This window comes from Pseudarthrobacter sp. HLT1-7 (assembly GCF_059383435.1).
Window position 1 is genome coordinate 140873 of sequence record NZ_JBWZCH010000005.1, and the last position, 22243, is coordinate 163115.

14 protein-coding genes are annotated in these 22243 nt (G+C 70.0%); 9 read left to right on the forward strand and 5 right to left on the reverse strand.

The annotated features are described in order from the left end of the window. Positions 1-5: 5 nt before the first annotated feature. Together AC50X6_RS06835 and AC50X6_RS06840 are read left to right on the forward strand one after the other, a co-directional pair. Positions 6-3398 (forward strand): glycosyltransferase family 2 protein, encoded by a 3393-nt coding sequence (locus AC50X6_RS06835; RefSeq protein WP_494965480.1) that lies wholly within the window; start codon positions 6-8, stop codon positions 3396-3398. After that, entirely contained in the window at positions 3391-5211 is a 1821-nt protein-coding gene (locus tag AC50X6_RS06840) for a DUF5719 family protein (RefSeq protein WP_494965481.1), read from the forward strand. The genes AC50X6_RS06835 and AC50X6_RS06840 overlap by 8 nt, the downstream gene beginning before the upstream one ends. A 448-nt stretch (positions 5212-5659) precedes the next feature. On the opposite strand, the gene AC50X6_RS06845 is transcribed toward AC50X6_RS06840, so the two are convergent. Beyond that, a complete protein-coding gene (locus AC50X6_RS06845) occupies positions 5660-6181 on the reverse strand; it encodes a metallopeptidase family protein (RefSeq protein WP_494965482.1) in 522 nt (173 codons plus the stop codon). 106 nt (positions 6182-6287) lie between these two features. Between AC50X6_RS06845 and AC50X6_RS06850 the strand changes: the two genes are divergently transcribed. From AC50X6_RS06850 to AC50X6_RS06870, 5 genes are all read left to right on the forward strand, one after another. Beyond that, positions 6288-6677, forward strand: a complete 390-nt coding sequence (locus tag AC50X6_RS06850; protein WP_494965483.1) for a DUF3499 domain-containing protein — start codon at positions 6288-6290, stop codon at positions 6675-6677. 82 nt (positions 6678-6759) lie between these two features. Continuing rightward, a complete protein-coding gene (locus AC50X6_RS06855; protein ID WP_494965484.1) occupies positions 6760-7008 on the forward strand; it encodes a hypothetical protein in 249 nt (82 codons plus the stop codon). A gap of 224 nt (positions 7009-7232) precedes the next feature. Further along, complete coding sequence (ahcY, locus tag AC50X6_RS06860; protein WP_494965485.1) at positions 7233-8720, forward strand: adenosylhomocysteinase; 1488 nt, start codon at positions 7233-7235, stop codon at positions 8718-8720. 128 nt (positions 8721-8848) lie between these two features. Continuing rightward, a complete protein-coding gene (locus tag AC50X6_RS06865; protein WP_494965486.1) occupies positions 8849-10111 on the forward strand; it encodes a L,D-transpeptidase in 1263 nt (420 codons plus the stop codon). A gap of 197 nt (positions 10112-10308) precedes the next feature. Then, a complete protein-coding gene (locus tag AC50X6_RS06870) occupies positions 10309-11664 on the forward strand; it encodes a TIGR01906 family membrane protein (protein ID WP_494965487.1) in 1356 nt (451 codons plus the stop codon). On the opposite strand, the gene AC50X6_RS06875 is transcribed toward AC50X6_RS06870, so the two are convergent. Then, on the reverse strand, positions 11645-13474 hold the full coding sequence (locus tag AC50X6_RS06875) for an AMP-dependent synthetase/ligase (RefSeq protein ID WP_494965488.1): 1830 nt from the start codon (positions 13472-13474) through the stop codon (positions 11645-11647). The genes AC50X6_RS06870 and AC50X6_RS06875 overlap by 20 nt on opposite strands. Before the next feature lie 58 nt (positions 13475-13532). Then, positions 13533-15260: a dolichyl-phosphate-mannose--protein mannosyltransferase gene (locus AC50X6_RS06880; protein WP_494965489.1), complete on the reverse strand. Its 1728-nt coding sequence runs from the start codon at positions 15258-15260 to the stop codon at positions 13533-13535. Positions 15261-15481: 221 nt separating this feature from the next. Here AC50X6_RS06880 and rsmI point away from each other — a divergent pair, with 221 nt between their 5' ends. Further along, complete coding sequence (gene rsmI / locus AC50X6_RS06885) at positions 15482-16330, forward strand: 16S rRNA (cytidine(1402)-2'-O)-methyltransferase (protein WP_494965570.1); 849 nt, start codon at positions 15482-15484, stop codon at positions 16328-16330. A gap of 219 nt (positions 16331-16549) precedes the next feature. After that, entirely contained in the window at positions 16550-18070 is a 1521-nt protein-coding gene (locus AC50X6_RS06890) for an NAD-dependent succinate-semialdehyde dehydrogenase (protein ID WP_494965490.1), read from the forward strand. Between the two features lie 67 nt (positions 18071-18137). Here AC50X6_RS06890 and AC50X6_RS06895 read toward each other — a convergent pair whose 3' ends face one another. Further along, entirely contained in the window at positions 18138-20777 is a 2640-nt protein-coding gene (locus AC50X6_RS06895; protein ID WP_494965491.1) for a transglutaminase TgpA family protein, read from the reverse strand. Then, complete coding sequence (locus AC50X6_RS06900; protein WP_494965492.1) at positions 20774-22231, reverse strand: DUF58 domain-containing protein; 1458 nt, start codon at positions 22229-22231, stop codon at positions 20774-20776. The genes AC50X6_RS06895 and AC50X6_RS06900 overlap by 4 nt, the downstream gene beginning before the upstream one ends. Between the last annotated feature and the right edge of the window lie 12 nt (positions 22232-22243).

The following is a 22243-nucleotide window of genomic DNA, read 5'->3' on the forward strand; positions in this document are numbered from 1 at the left end:
CCGTCGTGGTCTCCCACGACGGCGGCGGCTTTCTCCCCAGGACCCTCGCGGCGCTGGCGGGCCAGACCCGGCCGGCGGATGCCCTCATCGGGGTAGACACCGGCTCCCGTGACCACTCGGCAGCCCTCCTCGAACAGGCTTTCGGTAAGGCCAACGTCACCGTTTTCGACAAGACCAGAAGCGGTATGGGCGGCGCGGTCAGGGCCGGGCTCAAGGCCCTCGCGCCCTGGCCCGGCAACCCCGGAACGGCGCCGGAAAGCAGCGCCCCGCGCTCCGAATGGATCTGGCTCCTGCACGACGACGCAGCACCTGGCCCCGAGGCCCTCGCCGAGCTGCTGCAGGCCGTGGAGCGGGCACCGTCCGTCACCGTGGCCGGCTGCAAACAGCTGGACTGGCACGCCGAAAGGCGCCTGATCGACGTCGGACTCTCCACCAGCCGCTGGGCTGAGCGGCTGACGCTTATCGACGCCGACGAACTGGACCAGGGGCAGTACGACGGCCGCAGCGACACCTTCGCGGTCAACTCTGCCGGCATGCTTGTCCGCCGCGACGTCTGGGAAGACCTCGGCGGCTTCGACCCTGCGCTGCCGGGCAGCGGCGACGACGTCGACTTCTGCTGGCGCAACCGGCTCGCCGGACACCGCGTGGTGGTAGTCCCCAGCGCCAGGATGTTCCATGTGTCCCACCGACCGCATGCCCTAGGCAATGCGACGGCGGCCCGCAAGGCCCAAGTCCACCTGCGGCTCAAGCACTCCGCCGCCTGGAAGGTGCCGCTGCACGCCGTGGGCGCCCTGCTGGGGAGCCTCTTCAAGCTTGTCCTGAGCATCGCGGTCAAAGACCCGGGGCACGGGTTTTCCCAGCTGCTGGCGACTTTCGCTGCGCTGGGACGCCCCGCCGCCGTGTTCCGGGGCCGGCGCAATGCCGCCCGGACCCGGCGGATCCGCCGTTCCGTCATCAAGGGACTGCAGGCACCCCGGCGTGAGGTCTGGGCCCACCGGCGCTCCCTGATGGAGGCCCTCGGCAGTGACGGTTCCAGCGAGGGGCTCTCCGGCCACGACCCGCTGGACGAACAGCCCAGCGGTGACTCTTCCGACGACTTCGCGGCCCTGACCACGTCCGAGCGCAGCTGGGTGGGCAACGGTGCGCTTCTCGCCGTGCTCCTCACCGCCGCGGCGTCCCTGATCGGCCTGCCGGGCCTGTGGCGGGCCGAGGCCGTCTCGGGAGGCGCCCTGATCCCGGTCTCCCTCCGGCTGTCCGAGATCTGGCACCATGCGTCCGGCTGGTGGATCACGCTGGGCGGGGGGCTTCCCGGCCATGGCGACCCTTTCGGCTACGTGCTGTGGGTCTTCGGTGTACTTGGCGCCGGCGATGCCAATGGCGCGCTGACCTGGCTCCTGCTACTGGCCATGCCGCTGTCCGCCCTCGGCGCCTGGTTCGCGGCCGGCGCCCTGACCCAGCGGCGCCGGCTCCGGGTGGCCGCAGCTTTCGTCTGGGCCGGCGCGCCGGCCCTTCAGGTGGCACTCAACCAGGGGCGCGTGGGCGCGCTGCTGGCCCACCTCATGATTCCGCTGCTGGTGCTCGCGCTGCTGCGGGCCACCGGTACCGCCGCCGGCCGCGGCCGCTACGCGGTTCCCGCCCCGGGGGAGCGGCGTTTCACCGAGGCGCCGCCCGCCAAGCCCGGAATAAACGGTACGCCCTCGTGGACCGCCGCAGCCGCAGCCGGCCTCGCGCTGGCCGTCGTCACGGCCGCAGCGCCTTCCCTGCTGGTGCCTTTCCTCATCCTGGTGGCGCTCTGCGGAGTCCTCCTGGGCCGCCGCGGCCGGACCGTGTGGTGGGCGTTGCTGCCGAGCCTCGCATTGTTCGTGCCGTTCCTCCTCTCCACCCTCGACCGGCCCCGGGCTCTGCTTACCGACCCCGGACTGCCGCTGGGCTTTGACGCGGCCCCGCTCTGGCAGCAGGCGCTCGGCCAGCCGCTGCACTTCGCTGCCGGCGGCGGCCTCACCGGGCTCCCGGTATTCGGCGGCTCCGCCGGGGCGCCGGCCGTGCCGTGGGCGCTGCTGCTCGCTTTGCTGGTGGGCGTGCCGGTCCTGCTGCTGGCCCTCGCCGGCTTGTTCAGGCCGGGCCGGCGTGCCAGGATTGCCCGCAGCCTGTGGGCCGCCGCGGTCCTGGTGCTGGCCGGCGGCTGGCTGGCCGGACACTTCGGGTCCGGCGTCAGCGGCAGTATCCTGGTCACTCCGTTCACCGGACCGGCCGTGTCCGCGGCCGTGTTCGCCGTCCTGGGCGCGGGGCTGATCGGCGCCGAGGGCCTGTTGGACTCCGCCGACCGGGCTGCCGCGGCGACCACCGGCCGTAGGATCCTGACCCGCTCCGCTGCGGTCACGGCCGTGGTCCTGCTGCTGGCCGGACCGCTGGCCGGACTTACCGTGTGGGCCGCGCAGAACCTCGTGCAGCCCGCCGCACCGGACGCAACCGCGGCGGACGCGTCCTCTCCAGCGACGCCTCCTCCCGTCGCAGCCGCCGGTTCGCTCGGCACACCGCGGCTGGTGCAGCCCACCAAGTCCCGCACACTCCCGGCCACGGCGATCGACCGCGGCGAGGGACCGGAACAGTCGCGTACCCTCCTCATCTCAACCGGCGAGAACGGTGCGTACGACGCTTCGCTGATGCGTGGGGCAGGTACAACCCTCGATGCGCTTTCCGCCATCGCCGCGGCGCGTCCCATCATGGGGGCCCCCGGACAGGAAACAATCCGCGGTGACGACGCCGTCGCCGGTTCCCTCCGCGGCGTGGTGGCCACAATCGTGGCCGGCCAGGGCGTTGATCCGCGCGAAGATCTGGAACGGCTCGGGGTCGGTTTTGTGGTCCTGCGGGCCACGGACACAGCAGCCCAGCTGACGGCGAGCCGGATGGATGCCGTCCCGGGACTTGTCGCCGTCGGCAAGACGGACGTCGGCTGGCTCTGGCGGATCAGTCCGCTGAACCAGCCGGTGATCAAGGCGGCCGACGTCGCGCACCGCGTACGCATCGTCGACGGCGGCGGGGCCACAGTCGGGCTCGTCCCCTCCGGGGCAGTCTCGGCCGACACCGCGGTGCCGGCCGGGCCGGAAGGACGCCTCGTCGTCCTGGCCGAGCGTGCCGATCCGGGCTGGAGCGCCTGGCTGGACGGCCGGCGGCTGACCTCCACCAGCTCGGACTGGGCGCAGGCGTTCACGCTGCCCGCCCAGGGCGGCCAGTTGAGCCTCCGCTATGAATCGCCGTGGGCCCTCTGGGCCGGAATCAGCCAGGCCGTCGTGATCGGCCTGACCGTGCTGCTGGCCATCCCCATGCCTGCCCGTCGGCCGAACACCGGACTCTCCAGGGACGAAGGCTCCCTTCGTAAGGAACACCAGCATGCATAAGGACGACAATTCCAGCGTTGACCACAAGCTGAGCTCCGGCGCGGACGCCGGTACCGGCCCAGGCGCCGCAGGCCCTGGCGGCACCGCAACACCGCCTGAGCCGGCCACTCCGCCTGAGCCGGCCACTCCGCCGGAGCCGGCCACTCCGCCTGAGCCCGGCACTCCGCCTGAGCCCGGCACGGCCGGCCGGATCCGGTCGCGGCTGAAAGTGCTTCCGCGCGCCGGCCGGGTGGCCGGAGTGCTGTCCGCCCTCGTCCTGGTCGCCGCCGGCGGCGGGCTCGTCTCGGCGGTGGCGCTCTCACCCCAGGGGCCCGGCAGCAGCCGGCAGCTTGAGGTGCCGCTGGCGTCCGTGCCCGCCGGCAGCAGCGTCGGCGTGTGCCCCGGGCCGGCCCGGCTGCTGGAAGGCTCGCCGGTGGGCACCGATCCGCAGTTCAGCCCGGAATCGGCCACCGCCAGGAGCCTCGTCAACGCCGTTGTGCTCAGCTCAAGCGCCGGGGTCCTACCCGGCAGCCGGCTGTCCTCGCTCACCGGCAGCACCCTGGTGGAGCTCGCCAAGGGCACCCCGGCGCCGGGCCCGCAAGGCCCCTCGGCCGCCGCGGCCAGGCCTGCGGCCGGACCGCCGGTGCTGCTGGCGGGCGTGGTGCCCCAGCGAGGCGTCGACGCCGTGAGCGTCATCAGCGCCGACGCCCAGGCGGACCGGCAGGCCTCAGCCGGCGCCGTCATGAGCTACACCGCCAGCGACGGGGACCTGCGCGGCTCGGCAGCTGCCGCCTGCCAGCAGCCGGCCAACGATCTCTGGCTCGTCGGCGCCAACACCGCCGTCGGCCGGACAGCCGTACTCAATATCAGCAACGCCTCCAGCACCCCGGCCACCGTGAGCCTGGACCTCTTCGGCGCAAAGGGCCCTGTTCCGGCCCCGGGCAGCCGCGGGCTACTCGTGGCTCCGGGCAGCACCCGGTCCATCATTCTGGCCGGTCTGGCCCCGGGGCAGGAACGTCTCAGCGTCCGCGTGCGAAGCGCCGGCGGCCCGGTCGCCGCGGTGATCCAGCAGAGTGTGCTGCGCGGGCTCACGCCCGGCGGTGTCGACTTCATTGCCCCGGGTGCGGCGCCGGCGATCCGCCAGGTGATTCCCGGCGTCGATGTCCAGGATCCCGCCAGCCTCGCGGCGCTCACCGTGAAATCCGGATTCGCCGATGCCGCACCGGCATTGCAGGTCACGGTGCCCGGCTCCGCCGACGCGGTCGTTGCCATCAAGCTCTACGGGCGCGACGGCCAGAAGCCGCTGCCGGGCGGCGGGGTCGTCACGGCCAAGGCCGGCACCGTCACCGAAGTCCCGCTGGCAGGCGTTCCGGCCGGCCCCTACACCGTGGCATTGAGCTCGGACGTCTCCTTTGCCGCCGCCGCCCGTCTCACGAGGGGCGCCAAGGCAGAGGACGCCTCCGACCTCGCATGGTCACCGGCCTCGGCCAGGCTCGGAAGCCAGCACGTGGTTCCGGTGCCGGGGACGGGCGACCGGTTCCTCGTGTTCGGGGCCCCGGAAGGCCGCGCCAGGATCTCTTACACCCCGATCACCGCCGACGGCAAGATCCGGGCCGCCGCAGCCGCCGACATCGCCGGTGCTACCACCGTGTCCATCCGGGTGCCGGCCGACGTAGACGGCTCGCCGATCGTTGGCTACCTGGTGTCCGCCGCGGGTGACCCGGCCTATGGCGCCGTGCTGCTGCAGCAGGACGGTACGCAGGATGTGTCCACCGTAGCCGTCGCCCCGGGGGTGGCAGGGCAGGAACAGGTTCCGGTCACACTGGGGTATTAGCGGGCAACTTCGATGGGCCCTCGGGGGTCCGGCTCCCGGGGCGTGGGAAGCCCGGGCCCAGGGACATGCCCCGCGCCGGGGCCAGCGGATGGACAGATTGGCATTAAGCCCGGTCCCGGGTGCGAAGAATGGGCATGTCCCCCCTGCGCGGCGGAGCAGCCCGGCTTTGCGGCTCCGGACCCGCGTCACGCCTGACTGGACATGCCCCGCGCCGGGGCCAGCGGATGGACAGATGGGCATTATGCCCGGTCCCGGGTGCGAAGAATGGGCATGCCCCGCGCAGGGGCCAGCGGATGGACAGATGGGCATTATGCCCGGTCCCGGGCGCGAAGAATGGGCATGTCCCCCTGGCGCGAAAAGGCTGTGGCCCCGCTTGGACCCCGACGAACTGACGAAAATGACCGCCAGTCCCGCCGTGAGATCCCGCCGGACCAAGCTGTGCTGCCGGCTAGTAGCGGCGGCGGTATACCGGATCCAGTGATTCGGGCGGCACGCCGAGCATCTCGGCCGTGTGCTCCACCACGACGTCGTGCACAAGGTCCTGGAGTTCCTCCCTGCTGCCGCAGGCGTGCTCGACAACCCGCCGGTACAGCGTGATCACCGGGCCTTCCTCCGCCGTCGCGGGTGCGTAGGAGCCCATCGGAGCGGGCGACCCCTCCGCCACGAGCCTTTCCAGGCCCGGCGGGATTTCGTCCACGGCAAAGCGGACGCCGTCCAGCGGCTTGCCCCAGATATCGTGCAGGCGCTCGGCCGAGTCCAGCACAAAGTCGTCGAAGCGGTCCGAGCGGGTCCGGTAGCCGGGCAGGGTGGACAGCATAAGCTCGCCGCGGAGACCGCGGCCGTGCCTGTTCCTGCGGCGTTGGCGGAAGCCTCTCGGCACAACGGCCAAGCCGGGGCTGCCGGACAAGGGACCGGCGTCGGGGTCAGCCATCCGGACCGTAAAACCGGGATCTTGGCGCGATGACTGCATATCTCGACTCTAAACCCGGCGGATGATTTGCGCGATATGGGCTCCGCGACCCGCCGTCAGCGCGTCGGACGGCGGCTGGCGGACCGGGGGAGTAGTCTGTGATGTCGTGGGTGCAATCCGTCTTTGTTCAAGGTCAGCCTGCCGCAATTCGGCGGTGGCCACTTTGACGTACGTCTATGCCGACTCCACCGCCGTCCTGGGGCCGCTGGCAACGTACGCCGAACCGCACTGTTATGACCTGTGTGACCAGCACGCCGGATCGCTGACCGTTCCGCGCGGTTGGGAAGTATTGCGGCTAGCCATGCCGGCCGTCCCCGCCGGACCCGGGCCCGATGACCTGCTGGCGCTGGCCGACGCCGTCCGTGAGGCCGCTGTCCGGCCCGCCGTCCCGGAGCCTGGCCACGTGCGGCGGAGCGTGCACGCCGCGCTGGAGGCACCGGCCGCCGCCGACGGCGCCCGCCGGGGGCACCTGCGCATCCTGCGCGAACCTTCCTGAGCCGCAAGTGGCGGTAGGCTGGGAACTGCAAAATCCGTCAGCCGCCGGCGCCTGCTGCGGTTCACATCAGGGAGCGTTCACCATGCCGAAGATCAGTGCCGAACTGTTATCTGTCCTGAGATGCCCCGTCACCGGGTCCGCGCTCGTGCAGGACGGCGAGGAACTCGTCACCATCACGGCGGGCGGAACCGGCGAGAAGCTGCGTTACACGATCGAAGACGGCATCCCGCTGTTGCTGCCGCCGGAGCTGCTCCCCGCGGCCGCCGCGGCCCGCGCCGATCAGCACGACGCCAATCAGCCCGACGCCGGGCCCCGCCGCATCGCTGAATAGACTCCGCCGATAGGCTCCGCGGAATGGTCGCCGCACAGCCCCATCTGCCCGCCGTTCAGCACCGAATTGCCAGTTAGTCACCGACACACAAGATCACCGACACACAAGATCACCGACACACAAGATCACCGACACACAAGATCACCGACACACAAGGTCACCGACACACAAGATCACCCAATGCAGGCCACCGGCCTCCCCGCCGGCCACAACGAAGGATTTTCATGACTTTCGACTACAAGATCGCGGACATCTCCCTGGCCGAGGCGGGCCGCCACCAGATCCGCCTCGCCGAACACGAAATGCCCGGACTCATGTCCCTGCGCGAGGAGTTCGGCGCCGGCCAGCCCCTGAAGGGTGCCCGCATCGCCGGTTCCCTGCACATGACGGTCCAGACCGCCGTGCTGATCGAGACGCTCACCGCCCTCGGCGCCGAGGTCCGCTGGGCTTCCTGCAACATTTTCTCCACCCAGGACGAAGCCGCCGCCGCCGTCGTGGTCGGTAACGGAACGGTCGAGGACCCGCAGGGTGTTCCCGTGTTCGCCTGGAAGGGCGAGACGCTTGAGGAGTACTGGTGGACCGCCCAGCAGATCCTGACCTGGCCCGGCGCGGACAGCAACCCGGATCTGGGCCCGAACATGATTCTCGACGACGGCGGCGACGCCACGATGCTGGTGCACAAGGGCGCCGACGTCGAAGCCCTCGGCGCCGTGCCGTCCGCCGCCGCGGACGAGTCCGAGGAAGGCCGTGTCTTCCTCGACGTGCTGCGCGCGTCGCTGCAGGAGGACCCGCAGAAGTGGACCCGCATCGGCTCCCGCCTGCTCGGCGTCACCGAGGAAACCACAACCGGCGTCCACCGCCTCTACCAGCTCGCCGAGCAGGGCAAGCTGCTGTTCCCGGCGATCAACGTCAACGACTCGGTCACCAAGAGCAAGTTTGACAACAAATACGGCATCCGCCACTCCCTGCCGGACGGCATCAACCGCGCCACGGACGTTCTGATGGGCGGCAAAGTCGCTGTCGTCTGCGGTTACGGCGACGTCGGCAAGGGCGCCGCGGAGGCGTTCCGCGGCCAGGGTTCGCGTGTGATCGTCACCGAAATCGACCCGATCTGCGCGCTGCAGGCAGCCATGGACGGCTACCAGGTGGCGAAGTTGGAATCCGTCCTCATCGAGGGCCACATTTTCATTACCACCACGGGCAACAAAGACGTCATCATGGCCGAGCACATGGCCGGCATGCGGGACAAGGCCATTGTGGGCAACATCGGCCACTTCGACAACGAGATCGACATGGCCGGCCTGGCCCGGATCCCCGGCGTCAAGAAGGTCGAGATCAAGCCCCAGGTCCACGAGTGGGTCCTGGCGGCGGACCCGGCCACGGGGGAGGACAGCCGCTCCATCATCGTCCTCTCCGAGGGCCGGCTCCTGAACCTCGGCAACGCCACCGGACACCCGTCCTTCGTCATGAGCAACTCCTTCGCCAACCAGACCATTGCGCAGATCGAGCTGTTCACGAAGCGCGACCAGCCGGAGGGGGAGCGTGAGTACGGCAAGCAGGTGTACGTGCTGCCGAAGATCCTCGACGAGAAGGTGGCCCGGCTCCACCTGGATGCCCTCGGTGTCGAACTGACCGAGCTGTCCAAGGACCAGGCCGAGTATCTGGACCTTGACGTGGCCGGCCCGTACAAGCCGGAGCAGTACCGCTACTAAGGGAGCCGTGCAACTTCAGCCACCACGGCGGCGGGCCGCAGCAAATGTTCACCTATGCTGGAATATGGACATCGTGAGCTCTGATGTGGGCTCGGAGGAAAAGCAGTGGGGGAACACAGGAAATGGCCATGACTGAAGACAGCGGTCGTCGACGACGGCAGCCCGCACGTCGTGCGCGCGGCGCCAGCAAGATGCTCGCCGTTCTCGCCCTCTGCGCCGTCGTCGGTGCGGGCGGAATCGGCATCGCGACGGCTCCCGGCCGGGCCGAAGCGAAGATGTCCTCGGAGTCTTCGGCGCCGATGCGGAACGTTTCCGGCCTCGCGGCCCCGGTGGTGAAACCCGTTGAACTCGGTGTGACCCCGAACGACGGGGCGCAGGGCGTCAACCCCGCGGCCCTGCCCGCGGTCAAGGCCGTCAACGGCGTCGTGAAAGACGTTGTGCTGGAGCCTGCGTCCGGCGGCGACCGCGTGCGCGGAACAACCAGTCCCGACGGCTCGACCTGGACTGCGGAGGATCCGCTCGAATTCGACACCAAGTACAGGTACAGCTTTACGGTCGCCGACCAGGCCGGACGGGAAACCAAGAAGGCGCAGACCTTTGCCACCGTAGCGAAGGCCAACGAGGCGGATGCCGCCGTGTACCCGCTGAACGGCACAACTGTCGGTGCCGGACAACCCATCGAAATTGTCTTCAGCGAGCCTGTGCTGAACAAGGAGGCCATGGAGAAAGCCGTCGCCGTGACTGTTTCCTCCGGCCAGGCCGTGGCGTGGCACTGGTATTCGGACCGGCGCGTCCGGATCCGGCCCGAGGCATTCTGGGCCGCGAACAGCCAGATCGGCGTGGACCTGAAACTCTTCGGCGTGGACTTCGGCAACAAGATGGTCGGCAATTCCGACACCAAGGTCTCCTTCAAGGTGGGGCCGCAGCGGCTCGCCGTCGTCGACGACACAACGAAAACGATGAACGTCTACTTCGACGGGCAGCTGGTCCGGACCGCTCCTGTCACGCTGGGCGACGCGGACTGGCTCTCACCCACCGGCTTCGCCGTCATCATGGAGCAAGAGCGCACTTCCAAGTTCAACGCCGGCAGCATCGGTCTGAAGCCCGGTGACAAGGGCTACTACCCGCCGCTGACCGTTGAATATGCGAACCGGCTGACCACGTCCGGCGTCTACGTCCACCAGGCCCTCGAATCGGCCTGGGGTGCGGTCGGCAGGTTCAACGTCTCGCACGGCTGTGTGGGCCTGCTCCCGGCCGACGCCACCTGGTTCTTTAACAATATGAAGACCGGAGACGTGGTGCAGACCCTCAACACCGGCGCCCCGCCGGTGGAGCCGCTGGAAGGCTTTGGCGACTGGAACATACCCTGGGCGCAGTACGCCAAACGCTGAGCCCGCGGGCCGGCTGGCTGTCCTGCCCGAGGGCCGGCAGGCCGCCGGCGGCCGCCCGGAATTTGCCGGCCGAATCCCGGCGGCCTGCGGGGTGGCATCTCGCCCGTCCCGAGGCTCTGGCGGTAGGCTCGGAGGCAGATAATGAGCGTCGCCCGGTTCAGGCCCGGCGGCGCGGAAGCCTACGGAAGCGAAACGCAGTGACTGACAAGAGTTCCACCCCGCCGAACCGGCAGGATCCGCAGCTGGATCCCGCCGACGATTCCGACGAACCCGCCTTCGAATGGATGAAGCCCGCCGCCGCGGGAAGGAATTCCGACATCGCGTCCGGTGGCAGCGCGGCAGCGACGGGGACTGCAGCAGCGGAGGCTGCAACGAAGGGGGCCGCTACGCCGGAGGCTGCCGCACCCGTCCGCCGCCAGCCCGGCGGTCGGGCCGACCGCCGGGCCGCGGAAGCCGCCGTCGAATCGCCCGGCACCGAGACGGCCAGGGGACCGGACAGCGGGAGCGACGCGGTCTTCAGTGAGCCGCTGGCCACGTCGGCGCTGCAGATCCGGCCTCCGCAGGAAGAGGTGGAGCGCCGGAACGCCGAACGCGAGCACGCGGCGAACGCCAAACCCGTTGCCCCTCGGGTCATGCAGATCCTGCTCGCCGTCTGCTTCCCGATCATCCTGCTGGTGCTGGCAGTCCGCGCCGTCGCCAGCCCCCTGTTCCTCTGGGTGGAGTACAACCGCCCGGGCTTCCCGGGTGACGGCTACGGGTTCAGCACGGACGACCGGATGACCTACGGTTCTTACGCCGTGGACTACCTCAGCAACTGGTCCGGCCCGCGCTACCTCGGGGAGCTCGTGAACCGCAGCGGGGACAAGCTCTTTATGGACGGCGAAGTCAGCCACATGGCTGACGTCAAGCTCGTCATCATGTCCGCGTTCGGGGCCGGAGCCCTGCTGATGCTGCTGAGCCTCATCGCAGTGATCTACCTGCGGCGCCGCAGCACCGGGGGAGTGCGCCGGGGCCTCTTTGCCGGCTCGGTGGTCACCCTTGCGGTCATCATCGGGCTGGGAACCCTGGCCGTGCTCGGCTGGGAGCAGTTCTTTACCCAGTTCCATGCCGTTTTCTTCGCCAACGGCACCTGGACGTTCTCCCTGCAGGACACCCTGATCCGGTTGTTCCCGGGCCAGTTCTGGGTCGATGGAGGCATCACGATCGGCGGGCTCGTCCTGCTCGTCTCGCTCGGCACCCTGATCCTGACCTGGCCGACCCGCAAGCGCCGCGGCCTGCCAAAGCGGGGAACCGTCGACGGCGGCCCGGCCGGGGATGCTGCGGCTGTTGCCGCTGCGGACGCCCCGGCGGAGGATGCAGCAGATCCCGCCGCGGTGAAAGGATCCCGGTTCCGGCGGGCCAAGGCCCGGAAAGCTGCGGCCCGGAAGGGAGGGGCCGACGCCGAAGGCGAAGCCCAGGGTGCGGTGGCTGTTGAGGTAGCCCCGGCTGGTGTGGGCGCGGCGGCGCAAGACTCCGCCGATCCGGCCGACGGCGTCAGCCGTAGATCCGGTTGATGCGTGCCTCGTAGTCCCGGACGACGGCGGCACGCTTGAGTTTGAGCGAGGGGGTCAGGTGCCCGGATTCCACGGTGAAGTCGGCGGCCAGGATCACGAAGCTGCGGATGGACTCGGCCGTGGACACGAGCGAGTTCGCCTCGTCCACGGCGCCCTGGATGGCCGCCCGGACCAGCTCATTGCCGGTCGCCTCGGCGAGGCCCATCGCCGCAACCTTGTGGGTGGCACACCAGTTCGCCAGACCTTCCGGATCAAGGTTGACGAGGGCCGAAACGAACGGCCGGCCATCGCCGATCAGGATCGCCTGCGCCACCAGCTGGTGTTCGCGGATCTTTTCCTCGAGCGGCCCGGGGGCGACGTTCTTGCCGCCGGCGGTCACCAGGAGGTCCTTCTTCCGCCCCGTGATCGTCAGGAAGCCTTCCTCGTCGAGGGATCCGAGGTCCCCGGTGCGGAAGAAGCCGTCCACAAATGCCTCGGTGTTGGCCGTGGCGTTGGAGTGGTAGCCCTTGAAGACGCCGATGCCCTTAACCAGGATCTCGCCGTCGTCGGCAATCCTGATGGTGGTCCCGGGCACGGGAATGCCGACGGTGCCCACTTTGGTCCGGGTCGGGGTGTTCGCCGTGCACGGCGCCGTCGTCTCGGTGAGGCCGTAGCCCTCGAGGACGGGGATGCCGGCCCCGCGGAAGAAGTGCGCGTCGTGTGAGCTCAGCGGACTCGCACCGGACACCGTGTAGCCCAGTTGACCGCCGAAGGCCTGCCGCAGTTTCGGGTACAGCAGCCGGTCGAAGACCGCATGCTTGGCGCGGGTGACCAGGCCCGGGCCCGCGGCTTTGCCCTGCGCGGCAGCATCGAGGGCCTTCGAGTAGTCGATGGCGACGCCGGCGGCCGTCTCGAACACCCGGGCTTTGCCGGCGAGGGCTGCCTTGTGCGCTGCGCCGGCGTAGACCTTCTCGAGGATCCGTGGCACCACCAGCAGAAACGTGGGCCTGAAGTTGCCCAGGTCTGCCAGCAGCTCCTTAGCGTTGGAGGTGTGGCCCAGCGTAGTGCCGGCGCTCAGGCAGACAACCTGGACGGCGCGGGCGAGGACGTGGGCGAGCGGCAGGAACATCAGCGTCCTGGATCGGGGCTGCAGCAGGATCTCGGGCAGGAACAGCACGATGTTCTTGGCAACGAGGGCGAAGTTCCCGTGCGTGATCTGGCAGCCCTTCGGCCGGCCGGTGGTGCCTGAGGTGTAGACCAGCGAGGCGACGTCGGCGAGTCCCGCCGCGGAGCGGTGCCGTTCCAGCTCGGCGTCGCCCACGCCGGCCCCGGCGGCGGCGAGGCTGGCCAAGTTCGGGGCGCCGCCGTCGTCGTCCATCCGGATGACCGGAAGCATCCGGTCCCCGAGGAGGCCGGAGCTGTCCAGTATGCCCTGGACGAGGGCTGCCGTGGCCTGGTTCTCGGCGAAGACGCGCCGGGCGCCGGAATCGTGCAAAATCCACTCGACCTGGCTGGCGGAGGACGTTTCGTAGATGGGGACGGTGATGCCGCCGGCAAACCAGATGGCGAAGTCCACCAAGGTCCATTCATAGCGGGTGGCGGACATTACTGCGACCGTTTCACCAGGGGTGATGCCGCCGGCGACCAGGCCCCTGGCCAGCGCCGTGACCTGGTCCAGGAACTGCTGGGCGGGGATATCGGCCCATCCGGCGGGGCCTTTGCGGGAGTAGAGCGCATGCACAGGATCCTTGGCATGCTGCTCCAGGAGCAGATCCGTCACATTGCTGTCCGGGTCCAGCTCCGCGAGCAGTCCGGTGCTTGCTTCTCTCACAGCCTGGTCTCCGTTCCGGGTTTGCCTGATGGTGGCTGACGTCCCTAGCAATCCTGCCTTAGATCCAGGACGGCATCCACATCCGGAACCGCCAGTCCTGGTAGCTGATGGTCTCGGCGGTCCAGACCGGGTAGAAGAACGCGGAGATGACCACGGCCGTGACCACGAAAAGCGTCACGAGGTACAGTCCGGAGCGCCGCCGCCAGGGCGGGTCCGTCCGCCGCCCCAGGACCAGGCCCAGGCAGTACACCAGAGCCAGCACGAGGAAGGGCTCGAAGGACACGGCATAGAAGAAGAACATGGTGCGTTCGGGGTACAGGAACCAGGGGAGGTAGCCCGCCGCCACGGCGGAGAGGATGGCCCCCGCGCGCCAGTCGCGCCGGCCGGCCCACCAGAACAGCAGGATGCCAAGGCAGGCTGCGGCGCTCCACCAGATCAGCGGGTTGCCGACCGAAAGGACGGCCGTGGTGCAGCTGGCCGCGTCGCAGCCGGGGCTGCCCTGTTTGGGCGACTCGTAGAAAAACGAGGTGGGTCGGCCCAGGACCAGCCAGCTCCACGCACTGGCCTCGTACGGGTGGTCCGAGCTGAGGCCCTGGTGGAACTTGTAGGCCTCGAGATGGTAGTGGGCGAGGGACCGGACGGAGTCCGGCAGCCAGCCCCATTCGGCGGAGGGGCTGGTCTCGGCCCAGCGCCGGAAGTAGGCGTCTTTGGACCGGAACCAGCCGGTCCAGGAGGCGGCGTAGACCAGGGCGGCCACAGGGACGATGCTCAGGAAGGCCACAATGCCGTCCTTGAGAATGCCGCCGCTGATCCAGCCGTGGATCCCGGCGATCCGGCGTGCGCTCAGATCCCAGAAGACGGTCAACAGCCCGAAGCCGGCGAGGAAGAACAGCGCGGACCACTTGGTGCCGACCGCCAGGCCCAGGCACACCCCGGCGGCAAGGCGCCACCAGCGCATGCCGAGCCAGGGACCGGCGGCCAGCTGGAGCGAGGTGGGCCGGCCGCCGGGGGAGGCCAGGGCCTGCCGGCAGAGCCGCTTGGCGAGCCGGCGCCGGCCGTCGTCACGGTCCATCAGCAGCGCGCCGAACGCCGCGAGGATCCAGAACATCAGGAAGATGTCCAGCAGAGCGGTCCGGGACATCACGAGGTGGTGGCCGTCCACTGCCAGCAATACTCCGGCCACCGCCCCGAGGGTCAGCGAGCGGAAAAGCTTCTGCGCGATCAGCGCCAGCAGGAAGATGGACAGGGTGCCGGTCAGGGCCGCGCCGAACCGCCAGCCGTAGGCGTTGTCCGGTCCGAAAAGCCACATGCCCGCGGCGATCATCCACTTGCCCACCGGCGGGTGGACCACGTATTCGGGCGTGTCCAGGAGCACACCGGGGTTCCCGGCGATGAAGGAATCGTTGGCTTTCTCCGGCCAGGCCCGTTCGTAGCCGCTGACCAGGAGGGAATAGCCGTCCTTGACGTAGTACGTCTCGTCGAAGACCAGGGTGCGGGGTGTGTCCAGCCGGACGAAGCGCAGCAGCCCGCCGATTGCTGCGGTGATGGTGGGGATCAGCCAGAACCACAGCCGGAGCGACGGCGGATAATCCCGCCAGCTCCGGATGCTGCCTGTCAGGCGCTCTCTGAGGGCCTCGGCGGTGAACGCCTCCGAGGGGCGGCTGATCCAGCGGTGCCCCTCAAGATTGCGTCCGGGGCTGGTGCTGCCTGTACCGGTGGCTGGGGGCGCCGATCCGGCGGAACCGGTCTCGGCAGGCCGCGTGGGGGTCTGCGTCACGTTGCCCATGCTACCTTTCGCCGCCGTCTTCGTTGGTCCGTTCGGCGGTCCGCGCCTGAGCCTGCCTGCGCCGGCAGTAGGCTGGACGTGTGGACCATGAACCCAGCACCTCCCCGATTCTTTCCGACGCCGGCGGCGGACCCGCCATCGGCGTAAGCGACGGCGTAGGCGTCGGCACCGGCACCGGGGCCGGCACCGCACGGGACGAAGTCCAGGATCAGGAACCGGATCTGGAGTGGGCCGGAGGCCCGGGGCGGATCGTGCTGGCCGCGACTCCGATCGGCAACGCCGGAGACGCCACCTACCGGCTGATCGAACTGCTGAAGACGGCTGACATCGTTGCCGCCGAGGATACCCGGCGGCTGCACCGGCTCGTCACGAACCTCGGCATTACCGTGGCGGGCCGGATCATCAGCTATCACGAGCACAATGAGGTGGCCAAGACCGGCGAACTCCTGGACCAGGTACGCTCCGGGAAGACCCTCGTGATGGTGACCGACGCCGGCATGCCGTCCGTCTCGGACCCCGGCTTTCGCCTCGTTGAGGGCGCCGTGGCTGCCGGGCTGACGGTCACCGCAGCCCCCGGGCCCTCTGCCGTGCTGACGGCTCTGGCGCTGTCGGGGCTGCCGACGGACCGGTTTTGCTTTGAGGGGTTCCTTCCCCGGAAGGCCGGCGAACGGTCCTCCCGCCTCGTGGACCTCGACGCCGAGCGGCGCACCATGGTGTTCTTCGAGGCCCCGCACCGCCTGGAGCCGATGCTCCGCGCCCTGCGCGAACGCTTCGGCGCCGACCGGCGCGCCGCCATCTGCCGTGAGCTGACCAAAACCTACGAGGAAGTCATCCGCGGCACCCTGCGCGAACTGCTCGAATGGGCCGAGAGCAGCGAGGTGCGCGGCGAGATCGCCGTCGTCGTGGGCGGCGCCCCGGAACGGGATCCCGGCAAACCCGAGGACCATGTGGCCGCGGTCAATGCGCTGATAGGGCAGGGCATCCGGCTCAAGGAGGCCGTTGCCGCCGTCGCCGAAGAAGCCAGGGTCAGCAAACGGGAGTTGTACTCCGCCGTTCTCGCCGCCCGGTAACCGTGCGGTAGCCGTGCGGTAGCCGTGCGGCCGGCGGGATCCGGGGCCGGGGGTGCGGTTGTGCAGCTGCACAGGGCTTTCGGCAGGTTGTAGTGCGTACCGGCGTAGACACTCCGGAGCGCCCGGCGGTACCGTGGCAGTAAATTCAGTGCGTCATCGGGTGGCGGGAGACCGTTGAACGAAAGACCGTGCTGGCATCCGATCCGAATTCACACCGAAATGCCGACGAGGGAGTCAATTGTGACTGTAACCGCCCAGCCCACTGTCACCGCCGAGCGCGAAAGCTCGCTGCTGGCTTCTGTTCCCACCGGCCTGCTGATCAACGGGCAGTGGCGTCCGGCCGCCTCCGGGAAGACTTTCGACGTCGAGGATCCGTCCACGGGCAAGGTGCTGTTGAGCATCGCCGACGCCGGTCCGGAGGACGGGGCCGCAGCGCTGGATGCCGCGGCCGCCGCCCAGGAGTCGTGGGCGAAGGTTCCGCCGCGGGAGCGCGGGGAGATCCTGCGCCGGGCCTTCGAACTCGTCACCGCACGGGCCGAGGACTTCGCGCTGCTGATGACGCTGGAGATGGGCAAGCCGCTGGCCGAGGCCCGCGGCGAGGTCACCTACGGGGCGGAGTTCCTGCGCTGGTTCTCCGAGGAGGCCGTCCGTGCTTTTGGCCGCTATTCGGTGTCCCCGGATGGCAAGTCCCGGCTGCTCGTGACGAAGAAGCCGGTGGGCCCGTGCCTGCTGATCACACCCTGGAACTTCCCGCTGGCCATGGCCACCCGTAAGATCGCCCCGGCCGTGGCCGCCGGCTGCACCATGGTGCTGAAGTCCGCGAACCTGACGCCGCTAACGTCCCAGCTGTTCGCCGCGGTGATGCTGGAGGCCGGGCTGCCAGCCGGCGTGCTGAACGTGATCCCCACGTCCACGGCCGGCGCGACCACCGGTCCGCTGATCAAAGACTCCCGGCTCCGCAAACTGTCCTTCACCGGTTCCACCGAGGTGGGCCGCCGGCTGCTCTCGGACGCCTCCGAAACGGTCCTGAGGACCTCGATGGAACTCGGCGGCAACGCCCCGTTCGTGGTGTTCGAGGACGCCGACGTCGACGCCGCCGTCGCCGGGGCGATGCTGGCCAAGCTGCGCAATATGGGCGAGGCCTGCACCGCCGCGAACCGCTTCATCGTCCACGAGTCCGTGGCCGCCGAGTTCGCGGAGAAGTTCGCCGCGAAGATGGCGGAGATGACCACGGCCCGGGGCACCGAAGCCCACTCCAAGGTGGGCCCTCTGATCGATGCCAAGAGCCGCGACAAGGTCCACGAGCTGGTGTCCGACGCCGTGTCCGCCGGCGCGGTCGCGGTGATCGGCGGCGCCGCCGTCGAGGGCCCGGGCTACTTCTACCAGCCGACCATCCTCACGGGTGTCACGGAAGGGACCCGGATCCTGTCCGAGGAAATCTTCGGCCCCGTCGCCCCGATCATTACCTTCGACACCGAGGAGGAGGCCGTGCGGCTCGCCAACAACACCGAGTACGGCCTCGTGGCGTACGTCTTCACAAAGGACCTCAACCGGGGCATCCGGATGGGCGAACGGCTGGAGACCGGCATGCTGGGCCTGAACGCCGGCGTGGTCTCCAACGCCGCGGCCCCCTTCGGCGGGGTCAAGCAGTCCGGTCTGGGCCGCGAGGGCGGCCTGGAAGGCATCGAGGAATATCTCTACACGCAGTACATCGGGATCGCCGACCCCTACGCCGGCTAAGTGCTAAAGAATCAGCTAGCCAAAGTAAGGAATTCTCGCACCTCGGCGCGGCAGCGGCGCTGAGCCGCTAGCTGCGGCGCCCCCGGCGGAGTCCGTCGCGGATCCTCGACCAGGATCGCGCGGCGCCCCGCCGGGTGAGCTGTGCTGTGCGGGCCAGGGCACGGTAGGGCGCGGTGATGGCGCGGCGCGACCGCGACATGGTTGACGGCGGCAGCCAGACTGCACGCGCACGCATGAGGGGCCTCGCGTTGGCCCGCAGGGAAGTCCGCACGGCGGCGATCCTGGCGGCGGCGGTGCTGGCTTCCTTGCCGCCGCCCTCGTCGTCCCGCCCGTCCCGCCCGTCCCCGCCGTCCCGCCCGTCCCCGCCGTCCCGCCCGTCCCGCCCGTCCCCGCCGTCCCGCCCGTCCCCGCCGTCCGCCGGGGCGGGGCGTCCGTACTGCCGGCGCTCGAAGTTTGCGGTCAGGGCGCCCACGGCCTGGTGCCCGGCGGCGTCGGGGCCGTCCGGTTCGCCCAGTGCCGAGGACGTGCGCAGCCGGCCGGAGAACTGCCGCGGGGTCTCGCTGGTGTGCGGCACCACGCCGTAGTCGGTGGCGAGGTCGCGCAGTTCGGCCCAGGCCGGCAGGGCTGTTCCGATGCCGCCGGACGCCCCGGAACCGTTCAGCCGCCGGCGCCGGAGACCGGCGCGGGCCAGCTGGGGCGATGCCAGGAGCAGGGCCAGGAACGCGAGCGCGCCGGCACCGAACAGCACGGGCAGCAGGCTGCCGCCGGCGTCCGCCGGGCCGGCGCCGCCCGGAAGGGGCAGCGGGGCGGCGCCGGGCAGCGGTGTGGAGGTGGGGCCGGCACTCGGAATCAGCCCGTCGTTGCTTTCATTGGTGCTGGCTCCGCTGGGGGCGGCGCCCTCGGTGGCGTACGACGGGACGACGCCGCGGGACGGGGTCGGTTCGAAGGGGACCCAGCCCACGCCCTGGAAATACAGTTCCGGCCAGGAGTGGGCATCCCGGGCATCCACCTCGAATTCGGGCAGTGCCCCGTGGCCTGCGATCGAGACGGTGGCGCCCGTGGGCCGGCCGGGGGCGTAGCCGACGGCTATCCGGCTGGGGATGCCCTCCAGCCGGGCCATCACGGCCATTGCTGCGGCGAAGTGGATGCAGTAGCCGCTCTTTTGGGTCAGGAAGTCCGCCAGCACCGAGAGTCCGTTGCCGTCGTAGCCGCCCTGGACAGGGGATTGCAGGGAGTAGCTAAAGTTCGGTGAGCGCAGGTACCGCTGGATGGCCATGGCCCGGGCGTAGGGGGTGGTGCTTCCCGCCGTGACCGAGGCGGCTGTCTTCCGGACGATGTCCGGAACGTTGTCCGGTGGACGGATGAACTGCTCCGGGATTCCCTGCACCGGCCCGGAGGCCTGCTCGAGCACCTCCGGTGTGAGCTGCGGGGCAACGGACAGGACCAGGTACTGCTGGTCGCGGGAGTTGGTGTCGACTCCCTTGACGCTGAGGGTGGCCGGGTCCCAGCTCCAGCGGCCCGTCAGCCCGTTGACGGCCTCCGGGGCGTAGGGCGCCGGAAGATACGGGCTCGTGAACTGGCCGGTGTTGATGGCTGTGACCACCCGAAGCTCCGTCGCGGTGGATTCGAGCCCGGTACCCATCCGCCCGGTGCCCATCCGCCCGGTGCCCAGACGCCGGCTGTCCTCGCGGTCATCCGGTGCCCAGGAATCACCGCTGAAGCTGTCCACCGTCACGGACCGCAGGTACGGGGTGGTCGGCGAGTTCGTGGCAAAGGTGATCCGGCCGTCGCCGGAGGGGCTGCGGAGGCTGTTGCCCAGGCTGATCATCGGGTTGAGCCCGGTGGCGCTGCCAAAGGGGTTCAGCCTCGAGCCCTGCGGGAAGGCGCCCTGGTCGAAGCCCGGGACAACCAGCTGGAGCAGCACCGTGACGGTCAGCGCCAGCGCGCCCGTCAGGCCGGCGCGCCGGAACTGGCCGGGGTTGCGGGCGGTGTCGGCCCCGGTGCGGGGATCGGGGGCAAACCAGTGGCTGCAGCCGAGGATCATAAGATAGCCGACGGCGGCGCCGGCGAACCCGAGCACACCGACGCTCTGCGGCTTGACCATGGCCGGGACGATGAGGATAGCCAGGATTCCGAGGCCGCTCGTTGCCGGCAGGGCCAGCGGGAAGGCGAGTGCATCCACGAGGATCACCAGCAGCCCCAGCACGGCGCAGATGAGCAGGACGATCCCGGCGTTGGGGGCCACGGGGGCGCTCTCGGCGAGGACCGTCTCGCTGGCCCGGCGCAGATACCGGCCCAGCTGCGTCATGGTGGCCCCCGAGGGGATGAAGCCGATGATGCTGTGCGGACGGAAGAAGGTGAACGTCAGGATCATCACCAGCGACGCCAGGCCGCCGAGCTCAACAAAGACGGTGCGCCAGCGCAGGGCCCGCAGCCCGGCCATGGTGACAGTGACGGAAATGACAATCGAGAGTATCGGGGAGTACCACGCCCAGCCCCTCAGCACGCCGTTGAGGCCAAGCGCGGCACCGGCGACGGCGGTTGCGACGGCGAGCGCCATCAGCCATGGCCGGGCGCCCACCCCGGCCCGCGGGGGGCCGGAAACCGGTGCGGGGACCGCGGCGCTCCCGGTACGGGAACCGGCGGCGCCGCTCTGAGCGCCAGTATCCGAGCCGGTGCCGGTGCTGCGCTGCGGGGTCAGAGTCATCGCCGGCCCCCGACGCCGCGCCGCACCTCGGCGGCGGCCGGCAGCGGCGCCTGGCCCTGATCGAACGAGCTCCAGGCCGCCGGGAGGGACGTACTGGCGGAGACGGCGACGGCCCGCCAGCCGCCACGGCGGAGGGTCTCCAATACCTCGCCGCTGCCCTGGGCCTGAGCCGTGATGACGATGGCAAAGGCATTCGCTCCGAATCCGGCAGCCGGGGACAGGGCCCGGGCCTCACCCGGGGAGAGGTAGCCCAGGATGGCCAGGACGGGACCCCGCAAGCGGTGGGCGGCGAGCTTGTCCATGAGCCGGTCATCGAAAGGCAACGGCCCCGGCTCCGTGCCGGCGGGCGTTCCGCGGCGGGAAGAGTCTTTGGCTTCCCCGTCGCTGTGCCGGTGGCGGCGGGTGTAGTGCGCTCCGGACAGTTGGATGGCGGCCAGGCTCTCTGCGACTGACTGCAGTCCGGAGGTCCCGATGTATTCCTCGGCCTCCGGCTCCGGGGCGGACCGAGAATGGCGGAAGGCGGGCTCACCTGCGGCATCGAGGAAGCGCAGGGCATAGTTGCGCTCCGAGAGGTGGGCGCCGATGGACATCGCCGCCGTCACGGCCCACTCGAAGGCGTCGCTCGTGACCAGCTCGTGGCCGCCAGCCGCGGACGCCGGGCCGTGAGAGCCCGCTCCGTGGAAAAAACTGCCATTGGGAAAGGCCGCCAGACGCTGGTCCAGGATGATGGTCGCTTCGGGAGTGGTGACGGACTCCTCCTGGCGGACCATCAGCTCCCCGTGACGTGCTGTCGCCGCCCAGTGCACGCGGCGCATCGGATCCCCGTGGCGGTATTCGCGGGTCATCACGTCGTCGTCGCTCGGGTTGGCGCGGATCCGGCTGGCGGTGACGCCGTCGTGCCCGCGGGCGCCGGCCAGCCCCGTCACGGGAAGTTCGACGGCGGCCGGCGTGACGGTGAGGGTGTCGCCGTCGTCGATGGCATGGCGGTGCAGCGAGAGGCCGAAGGGATCGCTGAACTCGGCCGTCACCGGACCGATCAGGAACTGGCCGCGCTTCCCGGAACGGAGGTGATATTCATAGCGGCTGGGCCCGCCCGCCGCCGACCGTGCCGGGAACCGGAACACGGGGGACTCGCCGAACCGGGCCGGCAGCTGCTCTTCCATGACCGCGTGCCCGGCACCGATTCCGGTCCGGGCGACGGCCAGCCGGACGGTCGTAGTCGCGGCGGTTTCCACGGCGGAGGGGTTGAACTCCCGGTACACCTGGAAACTCGGCTTGAGCACGCGGGTGCCGGCCAGGGAGAGCAACGGCAGGACCAGCAGCAGGATCGCCAGCGCCAGCAGGTCGCGGCGTCCCATCACCTGGGCGGCCAGCAGGAAGACGGAGCCCGCGGCAAGCAGGCCCCAGCCGCGCGTCGTGAAGATATGTCTGGGGAACCGGTCCATCAATGCCACGGCGGTGCCATC

Bases quoted from the DNA above. Each gene is read 5' to 3' on its own strand.
- AC50X6_RS06840 (WP_494965481.1), top strand. From the start codon at position 3,391: ATGCATAAGGACGACAATTCCAGCGTTGACCACAAGCTGAGCTCCGGC.
- AC50X6_RS06845 (WP_494965482.1), bottom strand. From the start codon at position 6,181: ATGCAGTCATCGCGCCAAGATCCCGGTTTTACGGTCCGGATGGCTGAC.
- AC50X6_RS06855 (WP_494965484.1), top strand. From the start codon at position 6,760: ATGCCGAAGATCAGTGCCGAACTGTTATCTGTCCTGAGATGCCCCGTC.
- ahcY (WP_494965485.1), top strand. From the start codon at position 7,233: ATGACTTTCGACTACAAGATCGCGGACATCTCCCTGGCCGAGGCGGGC.
- AC50X6_RS06865 (WP_494965486.1), top strand. From the start codon at position 8,849: ATGACTGAAGACAGCGGTCGTCGACGACGGCAGCCCGCACGTCGTGCG.
- AC50X6_RS06880 (WP_494965489.1), bottom strand. From the start codon at position 15,260: ATGGGCAACGTGACGCAGACCCCCACGCGGCCTGCCGAGACCGGTTCC.
- AC50X6_RS06890 (WP_494965490.1), top strand. From the start codon at position 16,550: ATGCCGACGAGGGAGTCAATTGTGACTGTAACCGCCCAGCCCACTGTC.
- AC50X6_RS06895 (WP_494965491.1), bottom strand. From the start codon at position 20,777: ATGACTCTGACCCCGCAGCGCAGCACCGGCACCGGCTCGGATACTGGC.